The 25,795-nt window shown below is 60.9% G+C and carries 32 protein-coding genes; 16 read left to right on the top strand and 16 right to left on the bottom strand.

The window, feature by feature from the left end; all coding sequences use genetic code 11:
- Positions 1-228: 228 nt before the first annotated feature.
- From UP09_RS07155 to UP09_RS07145, 3 genes are all read right to left on the bottom strand, one after another.
- Positions 229-1,716 carry an O-antigen ligase family protein gene (locus tag UP09_RS07155; RefSeq protein WP_082070023.1) on the bottom strand — a complete coding sequence of 496 codons (1,488 nt, stop codon included), beginning with the start codon at positions 1,714-1,716 and terminating at the stop codon, positions 229-231.
- A gap of 31 nt (positions 1,717-1,747) precedes the next feature.
- Positions 1,748-2,299, bottom strand: coding sequence for a hypothetical protein (locus tag UP09_RS07150; protein WP_156164488.1), 552 nt, complete (start codon positions 2,297-2,299; stop codon positions 1,748-1,750).
- Positions 2,300-2,427: 128 nt separating this feature from the next.
- Positions 2,428-3,642: a polysaccharide biosynthesis/export family protein gene (locus UP09_RS07145; protein WP_044537361.1), complete on the bottom strand. Its 1,215-nt coding sequence runs from the start codon at positions 3,640-3,642 to the stop codon at positions 2,428-2,430.
- Between the two features lie 271 nt (positions 3,643-3,913).
- On the opposite strand from UP09_RS07145, the gene UP09_RS07140 reads away from it, so the two are divergent.
- The 5 genes from UP09_RS07140 to UP09_RS07120 all read left to right on the top strand — a co-directional run bounded on the left by UP09_RS07140 (position 3,914) and on the right by UP09_RS07120 (position 7,377).
- Complete coding sequence (locus UP09_RS07140) at positions 3,914-4,468, top strand: hypothetical protein (protein ID WP_245301779.1); 555 nt, start codon at positions 3,914-3,916, stop codon at positions 4,466-4,468.
- Between the two features lie 89 nt (positions 4,469-4,557).
- Positions 4,558-4,833 (top strand): hypothetical protein, encoded by a 276-nt coding sequence (locus tag UP09_RS07135; RefSeq protein ID WP_044537360.1) that lies wholly within the window; start codon positions 4,558-4,560, stop codon positions 4,831-4,833.
- Positions 4,834-4,982: 149 nt separating this feature from the next.
- A complete protein-coding gene (locus UP09_RS07130; protein ID WP_044537359.1) occupies positions 4,983-6,251 on the top strand; it encodes a hypothetical protein in 1,269 nt (422 codons plus the stop codon).
- A 26-nt stretch (positions 6,252-6,277) separates the two neighbouring features.
- Positions 6,278-6,505 carry a hypothetical protein gene (locus UP09_RS07125; RefSeq protein ID WP_156164487.1) on the top strand — a complete coding sequence of 76 codons (228 nt, stop codon included), beginning with the start codon at positions 6,278-6,280 and terminating at the stop codon, positions 6,503-6,505.
- Between the two features lie 191 nt (positions 6,506-6,696).
- A complete protein-coding gene (locus UP09_RS07120) occupies positions 6,697-7,377 on the top strand; it encodes a lytic transglycosylase domain-containing protein (protein ID WP_245301777.1) in 681 nt (226 codons plus the stop codon).
- Between the two features lie 218 nt (positions 7,378-7,595).
- Here the strand turns inward: UP09_RS07120 and UP09_RS07115 are convergent, their stop codons facing one another.
- Positions 7,596-8,213, bottom strand: coding sequence for a transglutaminase-like cysteine peptidase (locus UP09_RS07115; RefSeq protein ID WP_044537356.1), 618 nt, complete (start codon positions 8,211-8,213; stop codon positions 7,596-7,598).
- 194 nt (positions 8,214-8,407) lie between these two features.
- Between UP09_RS07115 and UP09_RS07110 the strand changes: the two genes are divergently transcribed.
- The gene (locus UP09_RS07110) at positions 8,408-9,145 is read left to right on the top strand and encodes a metallophosphoesterase family protein (protein ID WP_044537355.1); all 738 of its coding nucleotides are present in this window, start codon (positions 8,408-8,410) and stop codon (positions 9,143-9,145) included.
- 78 nt (positions 9,146-9,223) lie between these two features.
- Positions 9,224-9,886 (top strand): hypothetical protein, encoded by a 663-nt coding sequence (locus UP09_RS07105; RefSeq protein ID WP_044537354.1) that lies wholly within the window; start codon positions 9,224-9,226, stop codon positions 9,884-9,886.
- 17 nt (positions 9,887-9,903) lie between these two features.
- Here UP09_RS07105 and UP09_RS07100 read toward each other — a convergent pair whose 3' ends face one another.
- Positions 9,904-10,311 (bottom strand): hypothetical protein, encoded by a 408-nt coding sequence (locus UP09_RS07100; protein WP_044537428.1) that lies wholly within the window; start codon positions 10,309-10,311, stop codon positions 9,904-9,906.
- 161 nt (positions 10,312-10,472) lie between these two features.
- On the opposite strand from UP09_RS07100, the gene UP09_RS07095 reads away from it, so the two are divergent.
- A complete protein-coding gene (locus UP09_RS07095) occupies positions 10,473-10,868 on the top strand; it encodes a hypothetical protein (RefSeq protein ID WP_245301775.1) in 396 nt (131 codons plus the stop codon).
- A 303-nt stretch (positions 10,869-11,171) separates the two neighbouring features.
- On the opposite strand, the gene UP09_RS07090 is transcribed toward UP09_RS07095, so the two are convergent.
- A complete protein-coding gene (locus UP09_RS07090) occupies positions 11,172-11,420 on the bottom strand; it encodes a hypothetical protein (protein ID WP_044537353.1) in 249 nt (82 codons plus the stop codon).
- Positions 11,421-11,508: 88 nt separating this feature from the next.
- Between UP09_RS07090 and UP09_RS07085 the strand changes: the two genes are divergently transcribed.
- Positions 11,509-12,735 carry a hypothetical protein gene (locus UP09_RS07085; protein WP_245301773.1) on the top strand — a complete coding sequence of 409 codons (1,227 nt, stop codon included), beginning with the start codon at positions 11,509-11,511 and terminating at the stop codon, positions 12,733-12,735.
- Here UP09_RS07085 and UP09_RS07080 read toward each other — a convergent pair whose 3' ends face one another.
- Positions 12,736-13,002: a hypothetical protein gene (locus UP09_RS07080; protein WP_245301771.1), complete on the bottom strand. Its 267-nt coding sequence runs from the start codon at positions 13,000-13,002 to the stop codon at positions 12,736-12,738. It lies immediately after the preceding gene.
- A gap of 247 nt (positions 13,003-13,249) precedes the next feature.
- On the opposite strand from UP09_RS07080, the gene UP09_RS07075 reads away from it, so the two are divergent.
- Positions 13,250-13,483: a hypothetical protein gene (locus UP09_RS07075; RefSeq protein ID WP_245301769.1), complete on the top strand. Its 234-nt coding sequence runs from the start codon at positions 13,250-13,252 to the stop codon at positions 13,481-13,483.
- Positions 13,484-14,041: 558 nt separating this feature from the next.
- On the opposite strand, the gene UP09_RS07065 is transcribed toward UP09_RS07075, so the two are convergent.
- The 6 genes from UP09_RS07065 to UP09_RS38720 all read right to left on the bottom strand — a co-directional run bounded on the left by UP09_RS07065 (position 14,042) and on the right by UP09_RS38720 (position 16,838).
- Positions 14,042-15,061 (bottom strand): NAD-dependent epimerase, encoded by a 1,020-nt coding sequence (locus UP09_RS07065; RefSeq protein WP_044537351.1) that lies wholly within the window; start codon positions 15,059-15,061, stop codon positions 14,042-14,044.
- 141 nt (positions 15,062-15,202) lie between these two features.
- Complete coding sequence (locus UP09_RS07060) at positions 15,203-15,604, bottom strand: hypothetical protein (protein ID WP_044537350.1); 402 nt, start codon at positions 15,602-15,604, stop codon at positions 15,203-15,205.
- Positions 15,605-15,660: 56 nt separating this feature from the next.
- A complete protein-coding gene (locus tag UP09_RS07055; protein ID WP_044537349.1) occupies positions 15,661-15,936 on the bottom strand; it encodes a hypothetical protein in 276 nt (91 codons plus the stop codon).
- A 199-nt stretch (positions 15,937-16,135) separates the two neighbouring features.
- Positions 16,136-16,258 carry a hypothetical protein gene (locus tag UP09_RS38725; RefSeq protein WP_283805992.1) on the bottom strand — a complete coding sequence of 41 codons (123 nt, stop codon included), beginning with the start codon at positions 16,256-16,258 and terminating at the stop codon, positions 16,136-16,138.
- 114 nt (positions 16,259-16,372) lie between these two features.
- Entirely contained in the window at positions 16,373-16,549 is a 177-nt protein-coding gene (locus tag UP09_RS37465) for a hypothetical protein (RefSeq protein WP_156164486.1), read from the bottom strand.
- Between the two features lie 154 nt (positions 16,550-16,703).
- A complete protein-coding gene (locus UP09_RS38720; RefSeq protein ID WP_283805991.1) occupies positions 16,704-16,838 on the bottom strand; it encodes a hypothetical protein in 135 nt (44 codons plus the stop codon).
- Positions 16,839-17,340: 502 nt separating this feature from the next.
- Here UP09_RS38720 and rfbA point away from each other — a divergent pair.
- The 3 genes from rfbA to UP09_RS07040 all read left to right on the top strand — a co-directional run bounded on the left by rfbA (position 17,341) and on the right by UP09_RS07040 (position 19,652).
- Positions 17,341-18,225, top strand: coding sequence for a glucose-1-phosphate thymidylyltransferase RfbA (gene rfbA, locus UP09_RS07050; protein ID WP_044537348.1), 885 nt, complete (start codon positions 17,341-17,343; stop codon positions 18,223-18,225).
- A gap of 18 nt (positions 18,226-18,243) precedes the next feature.
- The gene (gene rfbB, locus UP09_RS07045) at positions 18,244-19,344 is read left to right on the top strand and encodes a dTDP-glucose 4,6-dehydratase (RefSeq protein WP_044537423.1); all 1,101 of its coding nucleotides are present in this window, start codon (positions 18,244-18,246) and stop codon (positions 19,342-19,344) included.
- Between the two features lie 95 nt (positions 19,345-19,439).
- Positions 19,440-19,652, top strand: coding sequence for a hypothetical protein (locus tag UP09_RS07040; RefSeq protein WP_044537347.1), 213 nt, complete (start codon positions 19,440-19,442; stop codon positions 19,650-19,652).
- Positions 19,653-19,758: 106 nt separating this feature from the next.
- Here UP09_RS07040 and UP09_RS07035 read toward each other — a convergent pair whose 3' ends face one another.
- A complete protein-coding gene (locus tag UP09_RS07035; protein WP_082070013.1) occupies positions 19,759-20,406 on the bottom strand; it encodes a TetR/AcrR family transcriptional regulator in 648 nt (215 codons plus the stop codon).
- 125 nt (positions 20,407-20,531) lie between these two features.
- On the opposite strand from UP09_RS07035, the gene UP09_RS07030 reads away from it, so the two are divergent.
- Positions 20,532-21,968, top strand: coding sequence for an amidase family protein (locus UP09_RS07030; protein WP_044537346.1), 1,437 nt, complete (start codon positions 20,532-20,534; stop codon positions 21,966-21,968).
- A complete protein-coding gene (locus UP09_RS07025) occupies positions 21,965-23,557 on the top strand; it encodes an ABC transporter substrate-binding protein (protein WP_044537345.1) in 1,593 nt (530 codons plus the stop codon). Before UP09_RS07030 ends, UP09_RS07025 begins: the two co-directional genes overlap by 4 nt.
- Before the next feature lie 129 nt (positions 23,558-23,686).
- On the opposite strand, the gene UP09_RS07020 is transcribed toward UP09_RS07025, so the two are convergent.
- Positions 23,687-24,085 (bottom strand): hypothetical protein, encoded by a 399-nt coding sequence (locus UP09_RS07020; protein WP_156164484.1) that lies wholly within the window; start codon positions 24,083-24,085, stop codon positions 23,687-23,689.
- A 314-nt stretch (positions 24,086-24,399) separates the two neighbouring features.
- Positions 24,400-24,552 (bottom strand): hypothetical protein, encoded by a 153-nt coding sequence (locus UP09_RS38060; protein WP_197082625.1) that lies wholly within the window; start codon positions 24,550-24,552, stop codon positions 24,400-24,402.
- Between the two features lie 248 nt (positions 24,553-24,800).
- Here UP09_RS38060 and ku point away from each other — a divergent pair, with 248 nt between their 5' ends.
- Positions 24,801-25,778 (top strand): non-homologous end joining protein Ku, encoded by a 978-nt coding sequence (gene ku / locus UP09_RS07015; RefSeq protein ID WP_044537343.1) that lies wholly within the window; start codon positions 24,801-24,803, stop codon positions 25,776-25,778.
- The last annotated feature ends 17 nt before the right edge of the window (positions 25,779-25,795 follow it).

Below are 25,795 nucleotides of genomic sequence, written 5' to 3'. Positions count from 1 at the left end.
GGCGGATAGACAGCACCGCTGGCCCCTGATGAGACCGCAGCGGCCGCTACCACAGCCGCAACCAATAGAAGCGCAAACCTACTGACGCTCATCGCAAACTCCAGACGTCGGCCATCGCACGAAGCAAGCAGACCGCAGTCAAGCGGTGTTCAAAAAACAAAATACCCCAATAAACGGCAACTGTCCACTTATCCTAAAATGTTCGTAAACGAACTAACTGCTTCAAAATTAGACCCTTTTTTCTATTCGGAGTTGCGCCACGTTATCCTTCAAGTCGCGCTCTTGCGCGTTATCGAGGGAGACCTTCGGCAGGGATCCGCGGCTCACTGGGCCAGCGCCGTAAGTGAGACAGGACCGCGCCAAGCCTGCGCCAAAAAGCACAAAGAATGGAATACTATAGCCGGGGATCTGGAGGGTGAAATCCAAGCACGAATGGATCAGCGCCAACGTTGCCGTTGCCGCCGCCGCGAGCGGGACAATTACGCTTCGCCGACGCCGGGATATACCCTTTGCCAGAAGGGCTAGCATTATAACCCAAGCAAGTGCGATCAAAAGAGCCAACGGTAGTCCAACTTCCGAAGCAAGCTCCAATGGAGTTGAATGAGCCCGGTCCCAAACACCTCGAATAGAGATGTTAGGGCTCCGGTAGGGGGGGAAGGCCCATTGGAACGTACCCATACCGGTACCAAACCATGGACGATCGGCAATGATCCGCAGTGTGGATTGCCAGGCCTCCAAGCGCCCCTCATCGACCAAGCCCTGACTATCAAAGCGGCTGGAGACGCGACTACCGAGCAGTTGCAACAACCCAATCGCGCCGACCACGCCCCCCCCCATCGATATCCAGACACCGAACCGTCGCGGCAGGTCCTTCCGCAAGAATACGGTTATCGAGACGATCATCGCGAGCAGCGAAAGGCTGACACCGGCACGCGAGGTCGTCATAAACATGGCCATAAAGCAAATCAGCAACGCAAGGAGCTGCGGCAGGATCTCATGTGATGGAATCTGCGACACGTCTCGCCAAAGACGCTTCCACGAAAGCTGCCGTTCCGGAATGTGGCGGCGGATGGCTTCCACGATCAGAAGTATCCAGACCACCCCGCACGACCCAAAATAGACTGCCGCAGTATTGCGGTTGATGAAGGTGCCGGTCACGCTGCCGATATAGGCGGTCTTGTCACGCCACAGGATCATGGTCGGCTCGATCACAAACGAGAGCACGCCGTATAGCGCGTAAATCGTACCCGAGATCGCGATGACCCAGAGAATTTGGCGGGCGCGTTGGCGCTCGGCACCCAGGACGATGCCCAGGATGATCGCGAGGATGTTGGCAAGCGGTGCGCCCAGCGCAAAGAACGCCTCATTCTTCACGATCGATGCGGACGGCGCGATCGGGACTTGAAGCAGCTCTGAGGCTCTCTTCCAGATCGGATCGAACGGCGCCACGAAAGGATGATCCGAGAGCTGCTCGTGCAGCACGAACGCGTAACCCGCGACGATTAGGCCGATGCCGGCGAGCAACCACAGATGTGCGGTCCGCAACGCGCGCGTTGACGCAAGGATCAACGCGGCACTGAGACACAAGCACCAGAAAGCGATGGAAATGTCGTTTGTGGAGCCGAATGGAAACGGCGCGCAGGCGACCACAAAGAACAGAATTGCGGTCGCAGGAAGATCCCTGGACCAACGTATATTCAGCCGGCTTATGCGCATGTCCCCAACGTCTTGCGGCAACCGAAGCCGCTTAGAAAAAACAATCAATGGGATAAATCTTCAAATCCACATTCAGGCGGCTGTCCCGGGTTTGCGCCCGGATGCCAAGGAACGAGCCGCCATCATCGCTCCCCGGTTCTAGCTTGATCCCTGGCGTAAGCTCGTCCGGCGGCACCAGAAGGCCGATATGACGATTGATCGCGGAAATCTCGATTTTGTCATCGCCCTCGCCAAACCTCCCCGCAAGCTGCGTGACCGTGACCTTCGGCAGTCCTCGGCGCTGGTGGCAGGTGACCTCCTCCCAGATCTTGGTCTGCTTGACCAGCGGTTGCCCCACTCGGTCAGGCACCACGATATCGGAAAACGAGGGATGCAGCATGCCGAAAAACCGGCTCTCCCGGGAGTTCGCCGACAGCCTGACCGTGAGGGAGAGCGTACCCTTGGCCCCGCGCAGGTTTTGGAAGATCGACGAATTTGGCTCCGCCGACACCACCATATCGATCCGGTGACGCACGCCCAGCGTGTTCTGCCCCAAGGCCGTTCCGATACCAAGCCCCGAGGTAACGGCCGCCACGATCAGCATGCAGCAAAGCCATCGATGCCAACGGTGCATAAGGTCCCCCGCAAACCAGAAGACAGCCTCATAAACAAAAATGGCACCGAGACAAAGCCTCGGTGCCATTTGACTTTTGTTAGCTCAGCCTCCTCGCGTTACTGACCTGGCGCTGAGGAGTTAAACTTGATGTTGTTTCGGAAGATGAGTGCGTTGTTACCCAAGTTAATCGCATCGTTGCCAGTCGCCATGATCACCTGGAGGAAGGTCAGGAACTTGGACACTTCGACGTTGCGCGAGTTCGAGACGTAGATGATGTCCTGGTTCTTCATCATGACCTTGGTGGCGAGGAAGAAGCCGCCGGGGTCACGCATGTTCACATTGAAGATGACCGGGATGGTATCGGATGTGTACTTGTTGACGTCGATGCCGAGCTGCGCTGCGACATCGCGCGGCTCGCGGCGATAGAGGAACACGGCCGCCGGGTCGGCCTGCCCATCAAGCAAACCGCCCGCCTTGCCGACGCCTTCGGTCAAGTTGATGCGCCAGGCATCGAAATTGAACTCGCCGCTCTGGCCGCTCGCGCCGAACGCCATGAACTTCTGCTGTTCGCGATAGACATAGATGCTGTCGTTGGGCCGCACGTAGATGTTGTTCTCGGGCGCCATGACCATGTTTTCGAATGGCACCGTCGCCCGCTTGCCATCACGCTCGAGCATGACCCATGTCTCGAAACCCTGGCCCTTGATGCCGCCGGCGCGGGTGATGGCGTCAAGCACCTTGTCCTTCGCACCCGCCGCACTCGCCGGATAACGCGCCGGCGCGTTGACTTCGCCTTGCACGCTGATGAGCTGCGTGCGCTGCGACGACATCGCAACGATCGCCTGCGGCTCAATCGCGCGATTAGCGATCTTCTCGACGATCGCGCGCTGGATATCGACCGCAGTCTTGCCATCGGCCTTGATCTGCCCGGCATAGGGCACCGTGACGAAGCCGTCATTGTCGACCGTCTGGTCGGGGATAGTCACGTAGTTGCCGGGACGAACGCCGGCTTCGGCCGGAATAAACAACCCGCCCGCGGCCGCTTCGAAGATCGTGACGCTGACCACGTCGCCAATGCCGAATACAATACTCGCCGGCGGCCGCTTGTCGGTGAACGCGCCCACGAGCCCCTGGGGCTCATGGCTGTGCAGGATTTTGACGGTCGTCGCGTTGATTGGAATGAGCTCATACTGCGGCCCATTAGCCGTCTGCTTCGAGAGCACGTCGTCGGTCAGGGGTCCGGAGCCTGGATTGGTCGAGCATGCTCCCAAAGCCAAAGCAATGGCCAAGAAACCCACCCGAAACGCAAAAGTCCTGGCAATAGAATGCATGAATGCGCCCAAGATTCCCCTATTGGCTTGAATTGGTACGGCCCCTTGGGCGGTGCGGCAAGGGTTCGGGCCGGAACCAGATGGTTAACAGGCCAATCAGTCGGCCAGTGTTGCGTGCGAGTGACTCTTTCGTAGCCGGACCAAGTATTTATGACCAAATGGTGTACTTTCTTTGCCGCTTCCAAGAGCAACCTGACCGTTAAAAGAGCCTCTCCAAAACCGCCCGTGTCCTTGGTAAGAGGCTGCACCGCGATCTCAAGGAACCTAGTCCGTGCCGATTTTGGCTGTAGCGCTCTTTGGGCTTCTGTCAGCCCACCACGCTGAACTATCTCTTGACCGTCGCTGCCCTGACCAGCCGGCACGATCGCAGCAGGCCTGCATTATTTCCGTGGCCGCCCCCGCCTCCAGCTGGAAATTCACCCGGAGCCAAGGCCCCAAAGAGGGCGAGAGCTTTGCCGCGATCACGAAGACCGCGGACACGGCGCAATCCGACCCGGACTTTGCCGGCTTGATTGTCCGCTGTGCGCCCCAAGGCAAGATCGAGGTGCTTGTTGCCCTCATTCGCCCGTTCCCGCCGCGAAGCCGTCCCCAGGTGACCATCGCCTCCGCCGGTGCTGGTACTCAAACGTTCGGGGCCAGCATGGCGGCTGCCGGCGCCGCGGTCCTTCTCCCCGATGAAGTCTCGGCCTTCGCATCTGCGAAATGGCAGGCCGTTCCGTCGCTGGCGATCAGCGTGAAAGAAAATGGCAGCGAAATCAAAGGGATGATTGCCTTGAACGGTCTGCGCGACGCTTATAATTCGCTGCTCGCCAGCTGCAGCCAGTAAAATTAGCCGCAAAGGATAAAATCTGGATCCTCAATTTAATGCCGTTTTAAGGGCCGGGAACCGACAGTCCAGAGCATGGAGTGCTTTGGATGACCGAGCTTTTGATTTTTGCATTTCTCGTTGGGGCTGTGGTGGGGCAGCGGTTTCAGGTGTTCGTGCTCCTGCCCCTGACCATTGCCATTGCGCTGGTTGCGATCCCGATCGGCTTGATTGCCAATCTCACATTCTTCGATGGACTGAAGGACGTCGTATTTTGTGCTCTGGCTCTTCAGGCCGGTTATCTCTTTGGATCGGCCGCCCGCTTTTGGCTGGCCGCGGCCCGTGCCTCCCGCGTCTTCTCACGTTCCTTCAAGACCGCACGCTGATCCTGTCGCCCTGAGCTTCCGCATCCTCACCTTGTGACGCGATCTGGGTGGGCGAAGGCAGTCCTGCGCTTGAAAACAGGCGGACGACTTGTATGGTGGCGTGGCTGGTCCCAAGTTCAATCGACTGAAGTCTGCTTCGAGCGCGCCGTTTGTCCCTCGCTTATTTTGCCCTCATCGTTTCTATTGTTTCTGCTTCCATTCTCGACATTGCCGGCGCCAAATTTGGCGCGCAGCTTGGGATGATGGCCGCAGCGCTGAGCCTGTTGGCCACCACACTCGAGGCCAGCAAAACCGATTACGATCATTATCTGCGCGCATCGGCCTGGGTGCGCTGGGCCCTCTTTCTCATTCCGGCGTTGATCGCAATCCAACTGATCCCGATCTGGCTTGGGGCGGCGCACCCGATCTGGACGAGCGTCCATGACGCCCTCGGCGGCCTGTCGTTCGGGTATGTCACGGCCGATTTCGGATTGACGCTCAACGCGCTGTTCTTATCCCTCGCAGGCATTTCGTTAGCCGGTGTCACGATCGTGGTGGCCCGCAATCGCAGCCGCGCCGAGCTTGTCTTGTTCGTCTTGGCTGGCGTCACGGCGGTGTCCGCCTTGGCTTTGGACCTGCACCGGATGTCACCGGCGCTCGTGAGTGCCGTGGCACCAGAACTCGCTACAAGCTTTGGCGGCTTCGGCCTCGTGCTCAATCTTGCGGTGATACAACTTGCAGCTGAAAGGGCCGAGACGCACCACGCCCTTTCCCGCTCGGTTGCGATCGGCGTCTGTGGGATTGTTGGCGCGCTGATCAGCGCAGTAGCGACCTTTGGCTTCTCCAGCACCAACAGCGCCGTCGCCGCGGCATTCGGCGTCGTGCTGGTTCTGCTCATCCTCGTCATCCGCAGACTCGACCTGTCGGCGGTCGCTGCCACCGCTCTATCGGTCGCAGTCCTGGTCGGGGTCGGCATCGTGCTTGCTTTCGTGTTCGATAAGAGCTCCGGAGCGGCTCTGTTGCGGCTCGCTCCGCAGCTGCCGACCGAAACAACGGCTGCACTCGAACGCATGCTGGCCGATACAAGGTGGCTCGGCGCGGGGGCCGGCAGTTTCGCGGCCGTCGGCAGGATCTATCAGAGTGATCCAGGCTCGCTCCTGACGGCGCCCTCCGCGGCCGTCGGCATTTTTGCCGATACCGGCTGGATCGGGCTCGCCGCCGCGATTATCGTTGCGGCCGCGCTGCTGCTGCGCTTGTTCTTCGGCGCGCTGCAACGAGGCCGGGACTCGTTCTTTCCGGCAGCGTCGGCGGGCTGCCTCTGTTTTGCGCTGCTTGAGGCGTTCGCCGGTCCCGGGCTGCTGCGGCCCGCAGCGGTGTTTTGCCTTTCGGTGATCGTGGGGCTAGGGCTATCCCAGAGTGTCAGCCAATCCTCCCGGTAGGACCATATTTGAACATGAGGAAAATGATGGGTAAGCTTGCACTTGTCATCGTCGTCGCGGCGATTGCGGTCACTTGCAGTTCGTCTTCCTGGAGCCAGGGCACGAAGGACAATCAATCCGGACAACCACAAAGCGGGGCGTCGCGCACCAGCGGCTCAAAATCCGACACGATGGGTGGCGCCTTCAAGGGAACGGGCACTCCGAACTTCGGGACGAGCCCGGGTATGGGGGCGGAGAAAAAAACGAAGCGCTAAGCGGCTCCCTTCGCTGTCCTTGAGAAGGCGATCTGGTCAAAAACCAGCTATTCTTAACCCCGATCGGCTATCAGCTTGTGATGCCATCGGTTTCAACAAAGGGTCGGCTAGGGGGTGCGACCCGCACGAGCGTTGCGATCGCCTTCTCGTTGGTGGTTACACCTCTTCACGCCGGCGACGGAATGCCAGCCATGGAAAGCGTGGCCTCGACAAGCTCCGAGACCGTTGGAACAGTCGGTGACCCGGACCGTCCGGCGACCCGCGCCGCGGTCCGTCGGATCATCGAGAGAGAGACCGCAAGCACCAAGCTGCCTACGGACATTGCCGAAGCCGTCGTGTTTGTGGAAAGCAGATATGACCCGACCGTCGTAGGTCGCGCTGGCGAAATTGGCTTAATGCAAGTAAGGCCAGAAACCGCGTCAATGCTCGGCTTCCGCGGCAGCAACGCCGAACTCGCCGAGCCGGATATCAATATCCACTATGGAGTGCTCTATCTCAGTCGCGCATGGCGGCTGTCCGGTGGCGACCTGTGCCGTGCGCTGATGAAATACCGCGCCGGCCACGGCGAGGAGACCATGACGCCGCGCTCGCAGATCTACTGCAATCGCGTTCGCAATCGCCTCCTCGCAATGAACTCCCCGTTCGCTGCGCCAGAGGCCGCGGTGGCGGTCGCGCCGATAGAAACACCTCCGCCCCCGCCACCCATGGCAAAGGTAACTTCGCAGGCGCCGATGCACCCGCGGGACGTGTACGCCAAATACAGTCAGGGAACGGCCGCCGCGAGCCGCGCTTATTGGGCCGCGCATGAAGCCAGGATCAAGCTCATCAAGGCCCGCATCGAAGCCAGATGGAAGCGGGTCGCGGCGCGCTAGAGCATGATCCGGACAAGTGTGAAGCGGTTTTCCGAAAAGATCATGCTCAAACAAAATGATAGAGCGCGATGACGATTCGAAGAAGCGTCATTGCGCGCTAGAATCGCGCGCCCGTGCTGAGCCAGACCGGAAGCGGCTGGCGAACCGGGCAGGCTCGCCCGGTTTTAGATGATGCTTCGGCGCGCGCCTTCTCGCTCCGCGCCGACACCAGGAGTGCGTCAGACGGCGCGATCGCCCAACGACGCCCAATAATTCGGGTTTTTCGGGGTCTGGATGCGGACCCAGCGATACGACTTCTTCGACCAGGGCAGGATATGCCCGGTGAGATTGTCCAGCACGAGATCGCCTGAGAAGGTCTGCACCACGACGACCAGGTGATGCTCGCCCCACGTGGTTACGACTTCGCTGAGCAGCACTGACCGGGATGGCCAGCCCTTTGCGATCAGATCGTGACGCTTTGTCACAGCGTAATCATTGCAATCGCCGCTCGCCGGGTGCAACAGCCACTTCTCGCCGCGCAACCCTTCGAGGTTGGGCTCCGGGCGGATCCCTTCGTTGACCTGCCGGTTCACCTCCTGAAGCTGCGCCAGCCGCTCCTCGGTCAGTTTCAGACGACTGCCCCGAAAGGCCATCCGGCGCGGCTTGCACTCGTTCTCGTACTTCAGACAGAACATCGTGAACGCCATCGGCGCCAGCGTCGGCTGATCGAACTTGATATATTGAACGGCTCCACGCAGGCCCATCGGTGCACCGACGAATGCGGCTTTGGCGCTCTGCTGAACACCGATCCCCAATACCGCGACGGCAATCGCCAGGAATTTTGCAACTTTGCGCATCTTGCGCTCCCCCGTTCTTGTTGGGAGAAACCTACGAAACACGCGTTGAAATACGGCTCACCGGCCAAAGGGCCATTGAATCAAAGCCTAGTGGTCTCGTTCGCAAACAGTTAGCCATACCGTTGCACAGCTTGTTCTGTTACGAGCGACGACGATCTGGCAGCATCCAGATTCGCCAGGATTTGATCGCCGATATGGGCCTTTCCGGACGCTTTCGTAAGAAAACCAAACCGCGCCTTCCCGACGGTGTCCGCATCTATGCGATCGGGGACGTGCACGGGCGAGCCGATCTTCTTCAATCGCTGTTAACCGTGATCGATGCCGACCTCCGTTGCTCGGCGCCAGGACGAGCGATCCAGGTCTTCCTTGGCGACTATGTCGACCGCGGGCCTAACTCGCGCGCAGTCATTGATATTCTGATCGAGCGATCAAGATCGCACGAGACCGTTTGCCTGAAGGGCAATCATGAGGTCTTCCTGCTCGAGGTCCTGAACGACCCGGCCCGGCTGGAGGAATGGCGGCATTATGGCGGGCTCCTTACACTCCTCTCATACGGGGTCACACCGACCATGAATCCCACAGCGGAGGAACAGATCGAGCTGATCGAAGGGCTGAAGCGCGCTATCCCGCCCGAACATCTGGCCTTCCTGCAGCAATTGCCGTCCAGCTTTGCCTGCGGCGACTACTTCTTCGTCCATGCCGGCGTGAAGCCGGGCGTTCCACTTGACCGGCAGCGGGACGAGGACATGCTTTGGATCCGCGACGAATTCCTCAACTCGGAGGAGCGCTTCGGCAAATATATCGTCCATGGCCACACGCCGGTCTCCGCCCCCGATATCCGTCCCAATCGGATCAATATCGATACCGGCGCCTATGCGACCGGCAACTTGACGCTGTTGACGATCCAGGGTGATAGTCTGATGGCGATTTAGGACCGCGCGGGCGCCCCTTGGCTTGGGTCGAGCTGCAGGCCAAGCCCGTCGAACTTGGATACCCATCGAGCCCTGACCATGCACCAGCTGACGTTGCTTCGCATGCTCGGCGCCTGCACCGCCACAGCCCTCGTGGTCTACACCGGACTGAGCTTTTACGGTGATCTCGTGCGGCCCTCGTTTCGTCCAAGCGAACTCTTCATGGGCCAGACGCAACCGGTCGAGGGAAGCAGGTCGACGGCCGGGTTTGCAGCGCGCCTCTCGGTCGACGGGGACCTGCTTGCCAACTCCGCAGCGATGAAGGCTGCAAAGGTCCTTCAAGGGCCCGCCACCGATGCGACCCATCGCGCTGAGGAAAACAAGGAGGCCCAGGACGCCGCGATCGCGGCGCTTGAGGTATCCCCGATCAGACCCGCACTGTGGCTAACGCTTGGCATGCTGAGGGCCGGATCAAGCGCTCAGGTCGCACCGGTGTTGAAGATGTCCTACTTGGCGGGCACCGTACCGCTGGAGGTGGCTCTAGCGCGACTGCAAACCGTAACGTCGACGGCGGCCGCCTCCGATGAGGAGATCAGACTGCTGGCACTATCCGACATACGCAGCACGCTTGCCGGCGGCTCCCGTTTCGAGGCGCCGTTGATTGCAACCTATGTCCAGGCGACGCCAGAGGGAAAATCACTGCTTCTGGATGCGACGCAGGCGATCAATCCCAAATTCAACGCGGCCTTGCGGCGTTACTGACCGGTCGTGCGTGGCCTTCAGTGGGGCGGCTTCGGAGCAATCGGCACGAAGTCCTGCTCGCTCCGCGGCTGGTCCGGCCGTCCTTGATAGACAAACATCCCCTTCTTGGTCGCAACGATGTCGCCTCGTTGCAGACTTTCGTCCTTGAGCACGCGCTCGCTGGCGACAACGTCCGGATCCTCCTGAACCGGCAGATAGAATTCGGGGTGCTCCCGGCGTTCCCTCGCGACGTCCTTGGCACGCCGTTTTGCCTCTTCAATGCGCTGCCGCCATTCGTCGCGCGACGGCTCGGGCTGGTCAGGTGGGAGATAATCGCTGACGGTCGGCCCCGGTTCGTCCTGTTGGACTTGGGCGACACTCGCGGCCGGCGAAACGGCAAGGCCAAGACCGACAGCCAACGCAACCGCCGGGAAAACGCGCAGCATCCCGCTCAACCGGTAGGGCAGATGCCTCTTGTCGGGATATCGCGTCATGGCTCCTCGGATCGACCGATAGACCTGCCTGCAGCCCGAAGTCTACGCCGCAGCCGATTGCAAGAAAACGAATTCAGGGGCAAGCTTCTCCTTCAACTCATGAGGCTTAGGCTGTGTTTCGCAGCAATATCGTTTTCCTGGGCTTGGCGGCGATGTTCCTGGTTCAGCCGGCTCTGGCTGGATCGCTCGAATACCCTCAGATCATTCACACTCAATACGAGGCCATCGACCAGAAGGCCGGCGGCCACTTCGTCCTTTGGTCCGAACGGGAAAAAATCTTCTATGGCCTCGACCAAAAGCTGTTTCCTGGAGCTCGATTTGTCGATGTCACACAGGTGACCCCGACGACAGGTTCGATCACGCTTACCTATGTCGAGGTGCGGACTGTCGGCAGCACGACCTCAGACTATTTGTATTTGACCGGTAACGTCCGCTTCCGGGTAAGCGGGATGGCACTCAAATCGAGCAACTTTCCGCCAGGCGGCGGGATGGTTCCGGGCAGCCAGTAGCGCCCCGAGGACTATCGGCGGCCCGAGCCGCCGCCAGGCGTCCTGTTGCCGTAATAGGGCTGCGCAGGACCGCGAATGACTGGGCGGGCTTCGATTCGACTTGGGATATTGGGCGTCGCGTTCGGAGCCGCGGGCTGGGATGGATTCACGATGATCACATTCCGGTTCGGCGTCGATGGATCATTGACCCCCTGAGCCCAAGCTCCGGCAGGAAACATCAGTGCGGCGACGGTCAAAGCCAAGCGGTTCATGGCAAAACTCCCGCACGACAACGTCCAAAGGGCCATAGCCGTTCCGCGGGCTTTACCGCCGCTGGATGGTGGTCAACTTGCCGTCTTTCCAAACCGCCTGCGCAGCCACGCCGGGCGGCAGCTTGCCGGTCGCGACATTCTGGACGGTCGTGGGCCGAGACGGGTCGGCTGTCGACGTCTGCGACTTTTTGGCGCTTTGCGAGGCTGTGAGGGGATAGTTCGGCGGGTCCTTGATGCCCTGCGCGAAGGCTGGCTGCGCCAGGAAGGCCGAAACCGTGAGAGCTGCTACAAGGCCGCGCATGATCAGACACCAAGGAAGAATTTCGACGGACTGTTACAGGTTCTCCCGCAAAAGCAAGCATCTCGCTGTCTCGTGAGCCCCCGGTGACTTGGTCATTGTCAGTCTTGTTGTATGCAAATTCCTAGCGAAGCGGCATTTTCCGGGCTACTTGATCAGCCTGATGAGCGAAACCGGCGATACGGCCGATACGGCCGCGACGACTGAGGCCATGGAAGCCGGTTTCGTTCGCGTCCTCTCGGATCGGATCCGCTCCATCTCTGATAGCCCCAAACAGATGCGGGAGATGGTCTACGAGCTCGCGCGGATCAAGCTATTGGAACAGTTCACTCACGAAGATGCTCGGCGAGCGCGCCCGATATTGCAGGCCCTGGACCGCGCAACCCAGGCGGTCGAGGAAGCTTTCGAACGCGACGCTTCGTCTCCGCCCGACATCCCGCAAACGACCGCGTCTGAGCCGCCGGCCACCACAGGCCGTACGTCTACCCTTCTTCAAAGGATCGAGGGGGAGCTACGCCATATTGCTACGCCCTCGCCGCGGTCCGACTGGCCAAAGAAAAGCGGCACCTTCAATTCCATCCTTCGACTGGCGGTCCTCCTCCTGTTTGTGGCCATTGTTGGCGCAGCCGTCGCCTATTGGCGCGTTGGACCTCAATTGGTCGCACCAACACAGCGTTCTGCGACAGTAGCGCAGCCTGAACCGGCTCCCGCTGCTTTGCCTCCCGCGAGCGAGCCTGCAGAGCGGCTTCCGGATACCTCAAAGGAGTCAACTCAAGCCAGCCAGCCATCGATGCCTCTACCAACCACGTTCGGCGTCTATGCCTTGAGCGATGGCCAGCTCCAGGAGCTAAAGGCGGTTCCTGGGAAGGTTCCCGATCGTCGCGTTGCGATTTCAGCCGCCATCACGACGCCGAGCGCGGCCACGGTGAGCAGCGGGGACGTCAAATTCATTGTCTTCAGGCCCGACGGCTCCATCGACGCAAGGGGTACCGAAGTTCGCGTCGTAGCCAGGGTATCCCGCGCAATGGGCATCGACGCCACAGGAAAAGCCGCGATGACCAATGCAGGCGACTCCTGGGTGATCCGGAGTATGTCCCACCCCTACAAGGTCGGTCCGATCGAGGACCAGCCCAAGATGTTGTTGCTGCAGCCGGAGCAGGACACCTTTGCGCTTACGCCGGGCCGATACATCGTGGTGGTCAGAGGGATCGGCTACGACTTCACCGTAGCCGGTAGCGTCACCGATCCCGATCAGTGCGTTGAGCGGATTAATGCGACGAACGGCGCATTCTACTCGCCCTGTCCGCCACCACGATAGCTATTTGCTCGATTTGCTATCCGGCGGGACATCATCCACCTTGCCGTTGTTCGTAACACATTTGTTGAAGTACTCGCGCTGATCCTTGGCACTCCCCTTTGCGCTGCCTGCCGCCGGATTGCCGACCTGCCGTGGCGGAAAGGCTTTCGCCACCGCCGCTTCGCACGCGCGCGCCACTTCGGCCGTCAAGGCCGATGCCGTCGCCGGCAGGGACAACGCCAGCACAAATGCAATTCCGATCGTCGTTCGAGTGTTTCTGGCAGACACCTGACTTGCTCCTCAATACACGCCGAGTTCAATGCCAAATCATAGCAAGAATAACCCCGATACCAAACGTTCACGACGCGACCGTTGAGACGCCAAGGCTGCCGCGCGGTTTCGCAAATAATTCGACCGCGGCTGCAGGTCGCAAAGACCTGGTTCGCGCGACGCGGTTCCCTGATTGCGATCACGATGGCCAACCCGTTTGCCCCTTAAGGCAGTCGCAACTAATTCGGACAAGCGAGGGGGCGCCGTGCTACATCTGGATATGACAAAATTCCTGATCGTCGCGCTGCTCACCACGTCCGCGGCTTTCGCACAGCACAGCGCGACGCCTATCGCAACGACTCCAACCGATCGCGAACGTGTCCAGGCCGATCGCGCGAAGGCGGTCGAGGATGAGAAAGGCGCCCCGGCGACGCGACCTTGGGACCGCGACGCCGACGGCAAGCGGCCATGGGAGCGGCAGAAAGCGCTGCCAAAGTAACGTCTGCCGTTGCCCTTAGAAGGCAATCCGCAATCCTATCTGACGGCAACATCCACGACGATCACTGACGTTCCGTGCTGTCTCCGATTCTGCCCCGTTATCGAGATCTTGAAACTATCATTGGCAGGCCCTGAAGGCGCCTTGTAGCGAAACGACGGACCAGAGATGGTGACGGCACCCGCGCTGGGAGGGGCAACCAGGCTTACGTCATCCAACAGCATCGTCCTGCCGCGAAGACCCTGTAAGCATTCCAGGCCGCCCCTGACTTCGAAGCTCCAATGCACGGTGTCCGACCTGAGCTCGAAATGCTCTGGACGGGATATGCATTCTCCCGCTATCGCCTCCTGAATCCCCAGCGCAAGAAGCAGCGGGAACACGCCTATCGCCAAGGCTCGAGTTTTCATTGTCGCTGGTCCCACCACGGATTTGACCTTGCTCCTGCAGTCACCGCCTGGTCAACCGTTGCTTCCCGGAGGGGCGCGCGAGCAGGCGTACCTGCCGTCGGTATCCGCGAGTAAGTTGAATGATCAGGAACCGCCCTAGTTCCGCCGCCGCAGTCTAGACGCGGTGATACGCCCGATACCACGCGACAAATTTCGCCACGCCGTCCTCGATCCTGGTCTGCGGCCTGAAGCCGATATCGCGGGCAAGGTCGGTGACGTCAGCAAATGTCTCCAGCACATCGCCGGGCTGCATCGGCATCAATCGCTTGTCAGCCTTGCGGCCGAAGCCTTGCTCCAGAAGTGCCACCACATGCATTAGCTCTTCGGGCTTGTTGTTGCCGATATTGTAGATCCGCCAGGGCGCCGTGCTCGAACCCGGATCGGGCTGCGCGCCCGACCAGTTCGGGTTGCCGCGCGGCACGTGACCGATCAGTCTCGCCATCGCCTCGACCACATCATCGACATAGGTGAAGTCTCGCCGCATGTTGCCGTTGTTGAACAGATTGATCGGCAGTCCCTTGGTGATGGCGTCCGCGAACAAATAGAGCGCCATGTCCGGCCGATACCACGGCCCGTAGACGGTGAAGAAGCGCACTCCGGTCGTCGGCAGGCGATAGAGATGGCTATAGGAATGCGCCAGCAGCTCGTTGGCCTTCTTGGTTGCCGCATAGAGGCTGATCGGGTGATCGACGTTGTCGTGGACCGAGAACGGCAATTTTGTATTGGCGCCGTAGACCGACGACGACGAGGCAAACAACAGGTGCCGGCACGAGGCATGTCGGCAGCCTTCCAGCACGTTGAGAAAGCCTTCCAGGTTGGAGTTGGCGTAGGCGTGCGGGTTCTGCAGCGAATAGCGAACTCCGGCCTGCGCGGCGAGATGAACCACAACTTCAAAGCGGAAGCGCTCGAATAGCTGCTTCATCTCCGCGCGGTCGGCAATGTCGACCTTCAGAAAGGTGAAATGCTGACTCTGCTTGAGGCGATCGAGCCGCGCGTGCTTGAGCGTGGGATCGTAATAGTCATTGAGATTGTCGATTCCGACGACCGCCTGCCCGGCCCGCAGCAGGTGCTCGACGAAATGGAAGCCGATGAAGCCGGCGCAGCCCGTGACCAGTAGGTTGCCCTGTATCTCCATGCCTCTGCTCGCGCCTCAAACTCACCAATGTAAGCCGCAAATGATGATCGCCGCAGAAGCGTCAAACCCGGCGGGCAGATCTCCGCGCTTTAATCGAGCGGACCAGGGACACGAATTTGGTAGTCGGGTGCCGTAGCCGGTTCAAGACTTGAAATCGGGAAACCGGCTTAATACCGCAGTTTTCATGAACTTGAAGTGGGAAATTTCGGTTGCCAGTTCCTTGAGACGGCGCTGTCCGTTCGAAATCTCCTTGTCGAACAGGTCCTGGTGATGGTTGTCGAGCGCCTCGCGTTCGAGATATTCGTCGGTCCCATTGCCGAATGTCACGGCTGCGCGGGCCAAAACGTCGTCCACCCGTCGGTTGAGGCCGGATTGCTCGCTTTCCGCCGCCTGCAGGGCAGCGTCAATTGCGGCGACGATCGACCCGATCCTGGCCCGGTCGGTCTCGGCGTCCCGTTCTACCGAGCGCGCCTTGAAGCCGTCAACGCCAAGCCGCGACCTGACGAGGTTATGCGCACGAGCCTGCAAAAACAGCTGAAACATATGGGCAAATCCGATTCAGGCTCATTCAGGTCAGCGCGCTCCAAAATCACCCCGTCTTAGTTAAAGACCGGTAAATTTGTGTCCCGGCTGGTGCGAAGATCAGCCATCCATCTGAGCCACGCCACGTCGTGCTTACCGTAAAGCTCGCGCCATCGTCGCTCCGGACCGGTTACCGGCTCAGGAGCCCCCGCGTCGTCTCTATGAAGCAGCGTCAAGCTGGCGTCCAGCCGCTCGAATTCCGAGGTCTCCTCGAGGGTCAGACCGACCAGAACACGGCGTCCGTTGACATCCACGACGTAGCGGCGGGGCAGGTTGTTGCTCAGGTCATTCATCTTGCGACAGCGCTCGTGCGATCCACGGACCGGTCCGCGTATCGAGACGCCGCTGATAGCTCCACAAGAACGCCGGAGTACCTACGGCACACAAGGAAACCAGAAACAAGATGATCCACGCCATGTTGCTCTTCCAGGTACTTACACAACCAAACTTGAACACCCCGCACGATCACGCGGCGAGCTCCTCAAGGCGACGCTAGTGATCGACGCTGCGCTGCCCTCGCAGGATCCTGTCGTTCTCGTCCAGATAATAGCTGCGCAACCTGCCCAGGATCAGGACAACTGCGCCAAACAGAACAGCCGCCAGCAAACCGTTCAAGCCGGTCACTCCACCGAAGAATAAAAAGCTACGTCCGACTCCTTCGCACAGCAAACGTCATGCCACTGGCCATGACTGCCTCTTTGGCATCACTCCAATCCTGATCGCTCCAATCTAGAATGCGCGACGTGGATGGCCGAACGTGCTGGCCTGGCGCTTCGGTTTCGATTGATACGCACCGTGCATCACATAGCGCGCGCGGCGCTTTTGGGAGCGCCAGGCGCGCATTGCATATCCAGACAGGAATCCTGCGGCGAACATCGCCGCGAGAATGAAGAGAGCAGTAGCCATCGCAGTCGTTCCAATTCGGCATCGTGTTCACCGAATTTAGAGTCCGAAGTTGTGACCACATCATGATTCAGCGCGCCGAAAGATTGTTCATCGATTGAAAACTTTGTGCAACCGAACGATGCAAAACTAATCAGCGCCGGTTATGCGGAACAATCTAGGAAAAGAGCCACAGGAAAAATCTCACGAACATCGAGCTAAGCAGATAGATCCAGCCTGCCATCGCCAGCAGCGTCAGCGCGACGAAGGCGCCGGAAAGTCCCTTTTCCTTGAAGCGCAACAACAGAGACATTTTTTCCGGTCGATAAGACATATCGAGGCTCGACTGCAACGATTCGGGCTTCCTACCAATCAAATTCGATACTCTCATGACGTAATTGGGTCAGGCCGACCCAATCCTGAATACGAGCAGGGATCGTAAAATCAACCTCAGTTCTATCGCCGGGGGACTCCACTCTCAATGAGATCTGCAATTTAACCTAACTGATCGTGGTTACCGGAGCGAAGAGGAGAAGCCGCGGCAACATAGCAGCGACCATCTCGGGGAAATGTGAACCCGTCCACACTTCGGAATGCTTGGTGCAAGAGAATGCCTGGCGTGCGCGCGATGAGAATCGCAATCATCGTCGCCTGACGGTATCGCTGGCTGACGGCGCCCTCGCCGAGCCAGCGCAAATGCCCCGCAAGTTCATGCGCCGACGCCGAAATCCAACCAGCGGGGCCCGTACCCGAGGTAAAATCCGTGCTAGAGCTAGCTGGGGGCAACCCTCAATTGTTGCGGGGCGAGAGGTACGATGAAGGGGATCATTCTGGCCGGTGGAACCGGGTCACGGCTGTATCCGGTGACGACGGTCGTCTCCAAGCAGTTGCTGCCGGTGTTCGACAAGCCGATGATCTACTATCCGCTGTCGACGCTGATGCTCGCGGGAATCAAGGACATCCTGATCATCACCACGCCGGAGGATCAGCATTTGTTTCGCCGGTTGCTCGGCGAAGGCGGCGAACTCGGCCTCACATTCTCCTACGCGGTGCAGCAGCAGCCTCGCGGCCTCGCCGATGCCTTCATCGTCGGCCGCGATTTCATCGGCAACGACAATGTCGCGCTGATCCTTGGCGACAACATCTTCTATGGCCACGGCCTGAGCGACAAGCTGAAGCGGGCCGGCGGCAAGACAAAGGGCGCGACGATTTTCGGCTACGCGGTCGGCTCGCCGCAGAATTACGGCGTCGTCGAACTCGACGGCAATGGACGGCCGATCTCGATCGAGGAAAAGCCGGCGCAGCCGAAATCGAATATCGCGGTGACCGGCCTCTATTTCTATGACAATTCGGTTCTCGACATCGCAGCCTCAGTGAAGCCATCGGCGCGGGGTGAGCTCGAGATCACCGACATCAATCGCGCCTATATCGAACGCGGCGAGCTCGCCGTCGAAATGCTCCATCGCGGCTTTGCATGGCTCGATACCGGCACGCATTCGTCGCTGGTCGAGGCCAGCCACTTCGTCCAGATCCTCGAGCAGCGGCAGGGTTTGCGCATTGCCTGCATCGAAGAGGTTGCGCTGCGGATGGGAAACATCACGCTCGACCAGTTCCACCATCTGGCGCAGAGATCGGCGAGGAGCAGCTATGGCGAATATCTGCTCTCGGTCTATCACAGCGTCGCGAAGTCGCAGCGCTAGCCATCCGATATGTCGAGCATGAGCCAGAACCAATCGACGATCTTCGTGACGGGTGGAGCGGGCTTCATCGGGTCCGCCGTCATCCGGCATTTGCTTGGCAACAGTGATGTCTCGATCGTCAACATCGACAAGCTGACCTACGCGTCGAGCCTGGAGTCGATTCCGCGGGCCGCGGCACAATCCGCCCGCTATGCGCTCGCCAGGACCGACATCTGCGACGGCGACGCGCTGCGCGAGCTGTTCGCCAAGCATCGGCCGCAAGGCGTGATCCATCTTGCCGCCGAGAGCCATGTCGACCGCTCGATCGACGGTCCGCAGGAGTTCATCAGGACCAACATCACCGGCACCTTCACGCTGCTGCAGGAAGCGCTGCGCCACTGGCGCGCGCTGACACCGCCGGAGCGCAAGGCGTTTCGCATGCTGCACGTCTCGACCGACGAGGTGTTCGGCTCACTCGGCGCGGACGGCGCTTTCACCGAACAGAGCCCCTACGCGCCGAACTCGCCCTATTCCGCCAGCAAGGCCGCCTCGGATCATCTGGTTCGCGCCTGGTGCGAAACCTATGAATTGCCCTGCCTGGTTTCGAACTGCTCGAACAATTACGGGCCGTATCAGTTTCCGGAGAAGCTGATCCCGCACATGATCATCAAGGCGCTATCCGACGAACCGCTTCCGGTCTATGGCGACGGCCGGCAGGTTCGCGACTGGCTCCATGTCGAGGACCACGCGCGTGCGCTGGTCACGATCCTCCGCCACGGGCGGATCGGCGAGACCTATAATGTCGGCGGCCGCAACGAGCGGACCAATCTTGCAGTCGTCGAGAGCGTGTGCCGGCTGCTCGACCGGCTGCAACCGTCAAGCCAGGGCGACCGCAGCCGGCTGATCTCGTTCGTCGCCGATCGCCCCGGCCATGACCGCCGCTACGCGATCGACGCCTCGAAACTGGAACGCGAACTCGGCTGGACCGCGCAGGAGAATTTCGACAGCGGGCTCGACAAGACCGTCCGCTGGTATCTCGCCAACAAGCCGTGGTGGCAGTCCATCCTGAACTCCGGCTATGACGCCAAACGGCTTGGGCTTTCGGCTCCGGCCTCGCCAGCTACTCGGCCGCTCGGCTAATTATACAGTGGCGGTGATAGATTGTGAGCGCCGCCAAATTCGCAAAGCAGATTGGACTTCAGTAGAGCGTTCCCGCGAGAAAATGAGATGGCCTTATGGACGCGAAATCAGCCGCAAGATTTAAACAGCACAGCGAGCGGGTCATTGAGGAGTTGTCCTTGGCGCTCACGCTCGCTAAAGAAGCCTCTCCAACAGATGAGTTTCTGAGATTGAGGACCTCGGTAGGCGATATCATCGCTCGGGTAGACACCATGCTTCGGGACAATATCTATAAAGATCATCCCGATCTGGATCGCATGAAACACTGACCTGTTAGCGTCTGCTCTGGGTCAAACGGCGACACCCCGGAGTTGCTTGCGCAAGTCTGCCTCACCACCAAAAGCAGACATCTCGCACTTGTGACTCCACGCCCTGCTAGCTTCTGCGGACACCTGTCGCAGCCACAGGCGCGGCCAAAATGAAAAACTCCCGCAACACCCTGTCCTGCCAGCGGCGGTTGATCGGCGATCCCGTGATCAGGAGGCCGAACCAGACCGATCCGAAGACGAAATCCAAAGCCGTCTCGATGTCGAGTTCCTTCCTGATATCGCCGGCATTGGCGGCACGACGCAGCAATTCGCGCCCCCTTGCGAGCCTCGGCTCCACGATCCTCGCCATCAGCACCTGCCGGATTGCCGGATCGGCCTGCGCCTCCATCGCCAGCCCGCGCAGGATAGTGGCCCGCTTCGGATCGAACAGGCGCCGAACGCTCCATTGGACGTAGTCGGTGAAAGCCGCCTTGAAGCCAAGGCCATGCCAACCCTCCGGCTCCTCGGCGACCGAACCGAGGTAAAGATCGACCAGCAGGTCGCCGCGCGATGACCAGCGCCGGTAGACCGACTGCTTGGAAACGCCGGCTTTGGCCGCGACGCCCTCAATGGTGAGCGCAGCGCATCCACTCTCTCCCACCAGCGCTTTGGCAGCTTCGAGAATCTGCCGCTGCATCGCCGGATCGCGCGGCCGGCCGGCACGGCCCGGCTGGGGCGCGGACACTTTCGGTCGAGCCGGCGAGACAATTGACATACGCTACGCTCCGTATTGTAATCGTGATGGCACAGGATATGCTTCTTATAGCGGCTGGGCCGGAAGGTTGAAGCGTCAAATCGGCGAGGCCGGACTGTAGCCGAATATCTGAAGCAGGGACGACGATGGACACGGCGGAAATCGGATTTCTGAGCGCGGTCGAACTCAAGGCGCTCTATGCGGGCGGGCAACTGTCTCCACATGAAGTCGCCGACGCCGTGCTGCGTCGCATCGAAGCGTTCGACCCAGCCCTCAACGCGATGACCATGCTGACGCCGGACCTGGCGCTCAAGGCGGCGCGGGAGGCCGAGGCGGCCTATTCCGGCAAACGCGAGCCGCGCCTGCTCGAAGGCATCCCGGTGACACTGAAGGACATGCACCCGACGGCGGGGCTCACCACCGCGCAGGGCTCCTACGCATCGGCCGACTGGGTTCCGGACGTCGATGCTCCCTGCATCAGCCGTCTTCATGCCGCCGGCGGCATGACCGTGGGGAAGACCGCGGTGCCCGAGTTCGGCTGGAAAGGCGTCAGCCAGAGCCCGCTGACCGGCATCACCCATAATCCGTGGAAGCGTGGCTGCAACGCCGGAGCCTCCTCGGCGGGCGCCGCGGTCGGCGCCGCGGCCGGCTTCGGCCCCCTCCATCTCGGCTCCGATGGCGGCGGATCGGTGCGCATGCCGGCCCATTTTTCCGGCGTTTACGGCTTGAAGCCGACCTACGGCCGCATCCCCTATTGGCCGGTGCCCAACAACGACTACGCGACCCATATGGGCACACTGACGCGCACGGTCGCCGACAGCGCGCTGATGCTGGAAGCGATGGCCGGTCCCCATCCATGGGATCACACCTCCTGCGAGGCGCAGCCGCAGCCTTATTCCCGGCTTCTCGGCGGCGACCTGAAAGGCAAGCGCATCGCGTTCAGTCCTGATCTCGGCCATGCCCGGGTCGATGTCGACGTGGCCGCCCTGGTGGCCAAGGCCGTCGACGCCTTCGCGGAGCTCGGTGCCACCGTCGAACTGGTGACGCCGGACTGGGGGCCGCTTGGCCGCGATCTGGCGCATTTCTTCTGGCCGGCGGGCTATCTCGCCCGCGCCGCCACCTACCTTCCCGACTGGCATGACAAGATGGATCCTGGCCTGGTCGCGATGATGCGCGAGGGCCAGAGCTTCAGCGCCGAGCAGTATCATCTGATGCGGGCCCGCAAGCTCGCCTATTGCGAGGCGATCCATCGCTTCTTCGAGGACTGGGATCTGCTGCTGACGCCTGCGGTCAGCACCGCGGCATTTCCCGCGCATCTGCTGCAGCCGCCATCGTGGCCGCAGCATCCCTGGGATTGGCTGATGTGGGCGCAGTTTTCCTATCCGTTTAATTTCTCCGGCAACCCGGCCGCGAGCGCGCCCTGCGGCTTCAACGACAACGGGCTGCCGGTCGGCCTGCAGATCGTCGGCCGCCGCTTCGACGACCTCGGCGTCCTGCAGGCGTCGGCCGCGTTCGAGCAGGCTCGTCCCTGGCGGCATCACCGGCCATCGCTGTCGACCGAAAACAAAAAGGGTGCAGCATGATCACGCGTCGCAGGTTGATCTCGTCTGCCGCCGGCCTCGCGGCCGGTGCCATTGCCGCGCCGCGCCTGGCGGCCGCGCAGGCAAGCCGCGTGCTGAAGTTCGTGCCACAAGCCGATCTCGCGCTGCTCGATCCGATCCAGTCCACGGGCCTCGTGATCCGGCATCACGCGCTGCTGATTTTCGACACGCTCTATGGGGTCGACGAACAGCTTCGGTCGCATCCGCAGATGGCCGAAGGGCATGTCGTCGAGAATGACGGCCTGCTGTGGCGGATCACGCTGCGCGACGGCCTCCAGTTCCATGACGGGCAGAAGGTCCTCGCGCGCGACGTCGTCGCCAGCATCAAGCGCTGGGGCGTACGCGACCTCTATGGCCAGTCGCTGATGGCTGCGGTGGACGAACTGACCGCCCACTCCGACAGCGAACTGCACTTCCGGCTGAAGCGGCCGTTCCCGCTGTTATCAGACGTGCTCGGAAAGCCCGGCACCAATGTCTGCGCCATCATGCCGGAGCGCCTCGCCCTGACCGATCCGATGCAGCGCATCACCGAAATGGTCGGCAGCGGGCCTTATCGCTACATCGCGGCGGACCGGGTGCCGGGATCGCTGAACGCCTATGAGAAGTTCGCCGGCTACCGTCCGACGCCGAACGGCGAGACCAGCTTCATGTCCGGCCCCAAGGTCGCCTATTTCGACCGCGTCGAATGGCGGACGATACCGGACGCCGCCACGGCCGCAGCGGCGCTCCAGACCGGCGAGGTTGACTGGTGGGAGCAGCCGATCCCCGATCTGCTGCCGGTGTTCGCCGCCAACAAGGACCTCAAGGTCGAGGTGCTCGACCGCTTCGGCGCGATCCCGATGATCCGCTTCAATCATCTGCTGCCGCCGTTCGACAGGCCGGAGATGCGGCGCGCGTTGCTCGGCGCGCTGCGTCAGGACGAGTACATGGTCGCGGTCGCCGGAGAGGACCGGCGCTACTGGCGCGATGGCGTCGGCTTCTTCACTCCGGGCTCGCCGATGGCGAACGATGTCGGCATGGACGCCCTTCCCGCCGCCAAGGACTTCGACAAGGTGAAGGCTGCGCTGAAGGCGGCGGGATATGCCGGCGAACGCATCGTGTTTCCGGTTCCAACGGACTTTCCCGCACTCAACGCCATGAGCGAGGTCGCCGGCGACATGCTCAGGCGAGCCGGCATCAATCTCGACTATCAGGCGCTCGACTGGGCCACGGTGCTCCAGCGCGTCGCCTCGCAGCAGCCGATCGACAAGGGCGGCTGGAACATCTGGTGCAATTATTCGACCGGCGTCAGCGCCGTGAACCCCGCTGCTCACACTTATTTGCGAGGTACGGGCAAGACGGCGACGTTCGGTTGGCCATCAAGCCAGAGTCTCGAAGACTTGCGCAGCCAATGGTTCGCCGCGCCGGACGAGGCCTCGCGACAGGAGATCTGCCGGCAAATGCAGCGTCAGGCTTTCCAGGAGCTGCCCTATCTGCCGCTCGGCGTCTTCTACCAGCCGACGGCCTACCGAACCAATCTGACAGGAATGCTGAAGGGTTTTCCGCTGTTCTACAATGTCAGGCGCGTCTGAGCCGCCTCAACACCGCACGATCAGGCTGCGGGCCTCGTTCGAGGCTCCGGTTCGGGAGCTTGAAGCACGCCTGTTCGGAGGTTCGCAACGTCGAACTGGCAGGTCCGAGAGCCGAACCGAACCGCTCATTCATTTCGGCGGCGCGACGCATTGCGCGGCGAACGTGTAGTTCGCGCTGAGGTCGACGCCGCTCGGCAAGCCTGACGTATCGATCGGGCCTTTTGGTCCTTTTGTGACGTTGAACAGAAGGACCGTGCCGCTCGACGCTCCTGAACACTTGGGCGTGTGCTTGGATCCCTCGAAAGAAATGAGAAACTTCTTATTTTCCGGAACGCTGAGCGTGTAGGAGCACTTGCCGCTCGATAGTTTTCCAGAAAGCTCCGCCGATGTGATCTTGTTTCCGAGGTTGGCGCACAGCGCACCCGCCGCGCAGCTCGGCACGTCGAAGGCGGCGATCGAATAATCATCGCACACCAAGCTGGACGTGACCCCCGATATCGTCTTGGGCGCGGAGGCCTCGCCCGTCATCGTTGCCGTCCCCGCAAGAGCAGCGGCGACGGAACCGAGCACAATCGGAAGCGCAAGAACCAAGGCCATGGATCGCATTTCGCTCTCCCTCTTTCGCTCAAACGAGCACATCACCACGGCGCGAACCTAGCAGGTCACTCGCGCAAAGGATGTAATCTGGTTCACATGCCTTTCTTTCTAACGAGGGCGTCTCTTTTGCCCGTCCGCACACGATGAAAAGACCAGCGGCAGGGTTTGGTGGTAGCGCCCGGCTCTGCCGTTCGTCGCGGGTCTCGGCCGCGGCTGGGGCACTATTGCAGGCCGAATGACAGGCGTTACACCCAGAAGAACGCGAACCAGAGGACGCCGAGGATCAGGACTGCGAGCCCCGTCGAGGCTACGAGAAGGGCAAGCACCGAAGGGCCCGGCTCGGCCTGGCGCGCTTCGGTCGGGGTTTCGACGATCTGACCATGTCGTTCCGTTGCCATCGCGACCTCTCTGCTTAAGTGCCTGTAATTTCCGGCAATTGCCGTCCATGCGAGAGGCCAACGCATCATGCGGAACGATGTTCCGAACTCACAGCCGCCCGCGGGCGTGGCCAGCCGACCGCGTCAAACGGGCGCAGGCCGAAACCACGGTTAACGGCGTTGCGAGATTTGGCGACCCATAATGTTTCAAACCGGGGTTCCCGGTGTTATCCTTCTTCGTTCCGTCGGTTGCGTAATCGGAGTTTGCCATGGCCCCCCGCGCCAACTGGAAAGGCTTCCTGCGCCTTTCGCTTGTGACCTGCCCGGTTGCCCTGTACCCGGCGACGTCGGATACCGAAAAGGTTTCCTTCAACCAGATCAACCGCAAGACCGGCCACCGCATCAAATACGCCAAGGTCGACGCGGAGACCGGTGAAGAGGTGTCCACCGAGGACATCATGAAGGGCTACAAGGTCGACACCGACACCTATATCGAGGTCACCAAGGACGAGCTCGACGACATCGCGCTGGATTCAACGCGCACCATCGAGATCGACGAATTCGTCCCCCGGTCCGATATCGACAGCCGCTATCTGATCCGCCCCTATTATCTCGTGCCCGACGGCAAGGTCGGCCATGACGCTTTCGCGGTGATCCGCGAAACCATCCGCAGCCTCGACAAGGTCGCGATCGGCCGCGTGGTGCTGACCAACCGCGAGCACATCATTGCGCTCGAGCCGCTCGACAACGGGCTGATGGGCACGCTGTTGCGCTACCCCTACGAGGTGCGCAGCGAGAAGGACTATTTCGACGACATCCAGGACGTGAAGATCACCAAGGACATGCTGGATCTCGCCAAGCATATCGTCGAGCAGAAATCCGCCGAGTTCGATCCGGAGGACTTCGAGGATCGCTACGAGCAGGCGCTGATCGACCTGATCAACCAGAAGCGCAACGGCATCAAGATCACAAAGCCGGCGGCGAAGGCGAGCGGCAACGTCATCAATTTGATGGACGCGCTGAAGAAGAGCCTCGCCAACGAGAAGCAGGCTTCACCTGTCGCGAAAGCCGAGGGTAAGGCAAAGGGCAAGAAGCCGAAGAAGCGGATCGAGGGCCAGCGCGAGATGCTGCTGCCGATCTCGGGCAGCGGAAAGCGCGAGCCCAAGGAAGCAGCCCGGCCCGAACCGAAGAAGGCCGAGAAGCCGGCGCGCGCGCAGGCCACCGGGCGGGCCAAGAAGGCCGGCTGATCGGATGCTTGCGGCGG

It is taken from the genome of Bradyrhizobium sp. LTSP885 (assembly GCF_000938305.1).
GTDB lineage: Bacteria > Pseudomonadota > Alphaproteobacteria > Rhizobiales > Xanthobacteraceae > Bradyrhizobium.
The sequence above is the reverse complement of the archived record's forward strand: the minus strand, read 5'-3'. Positions and strand labels throughout refer to the sequence as shown.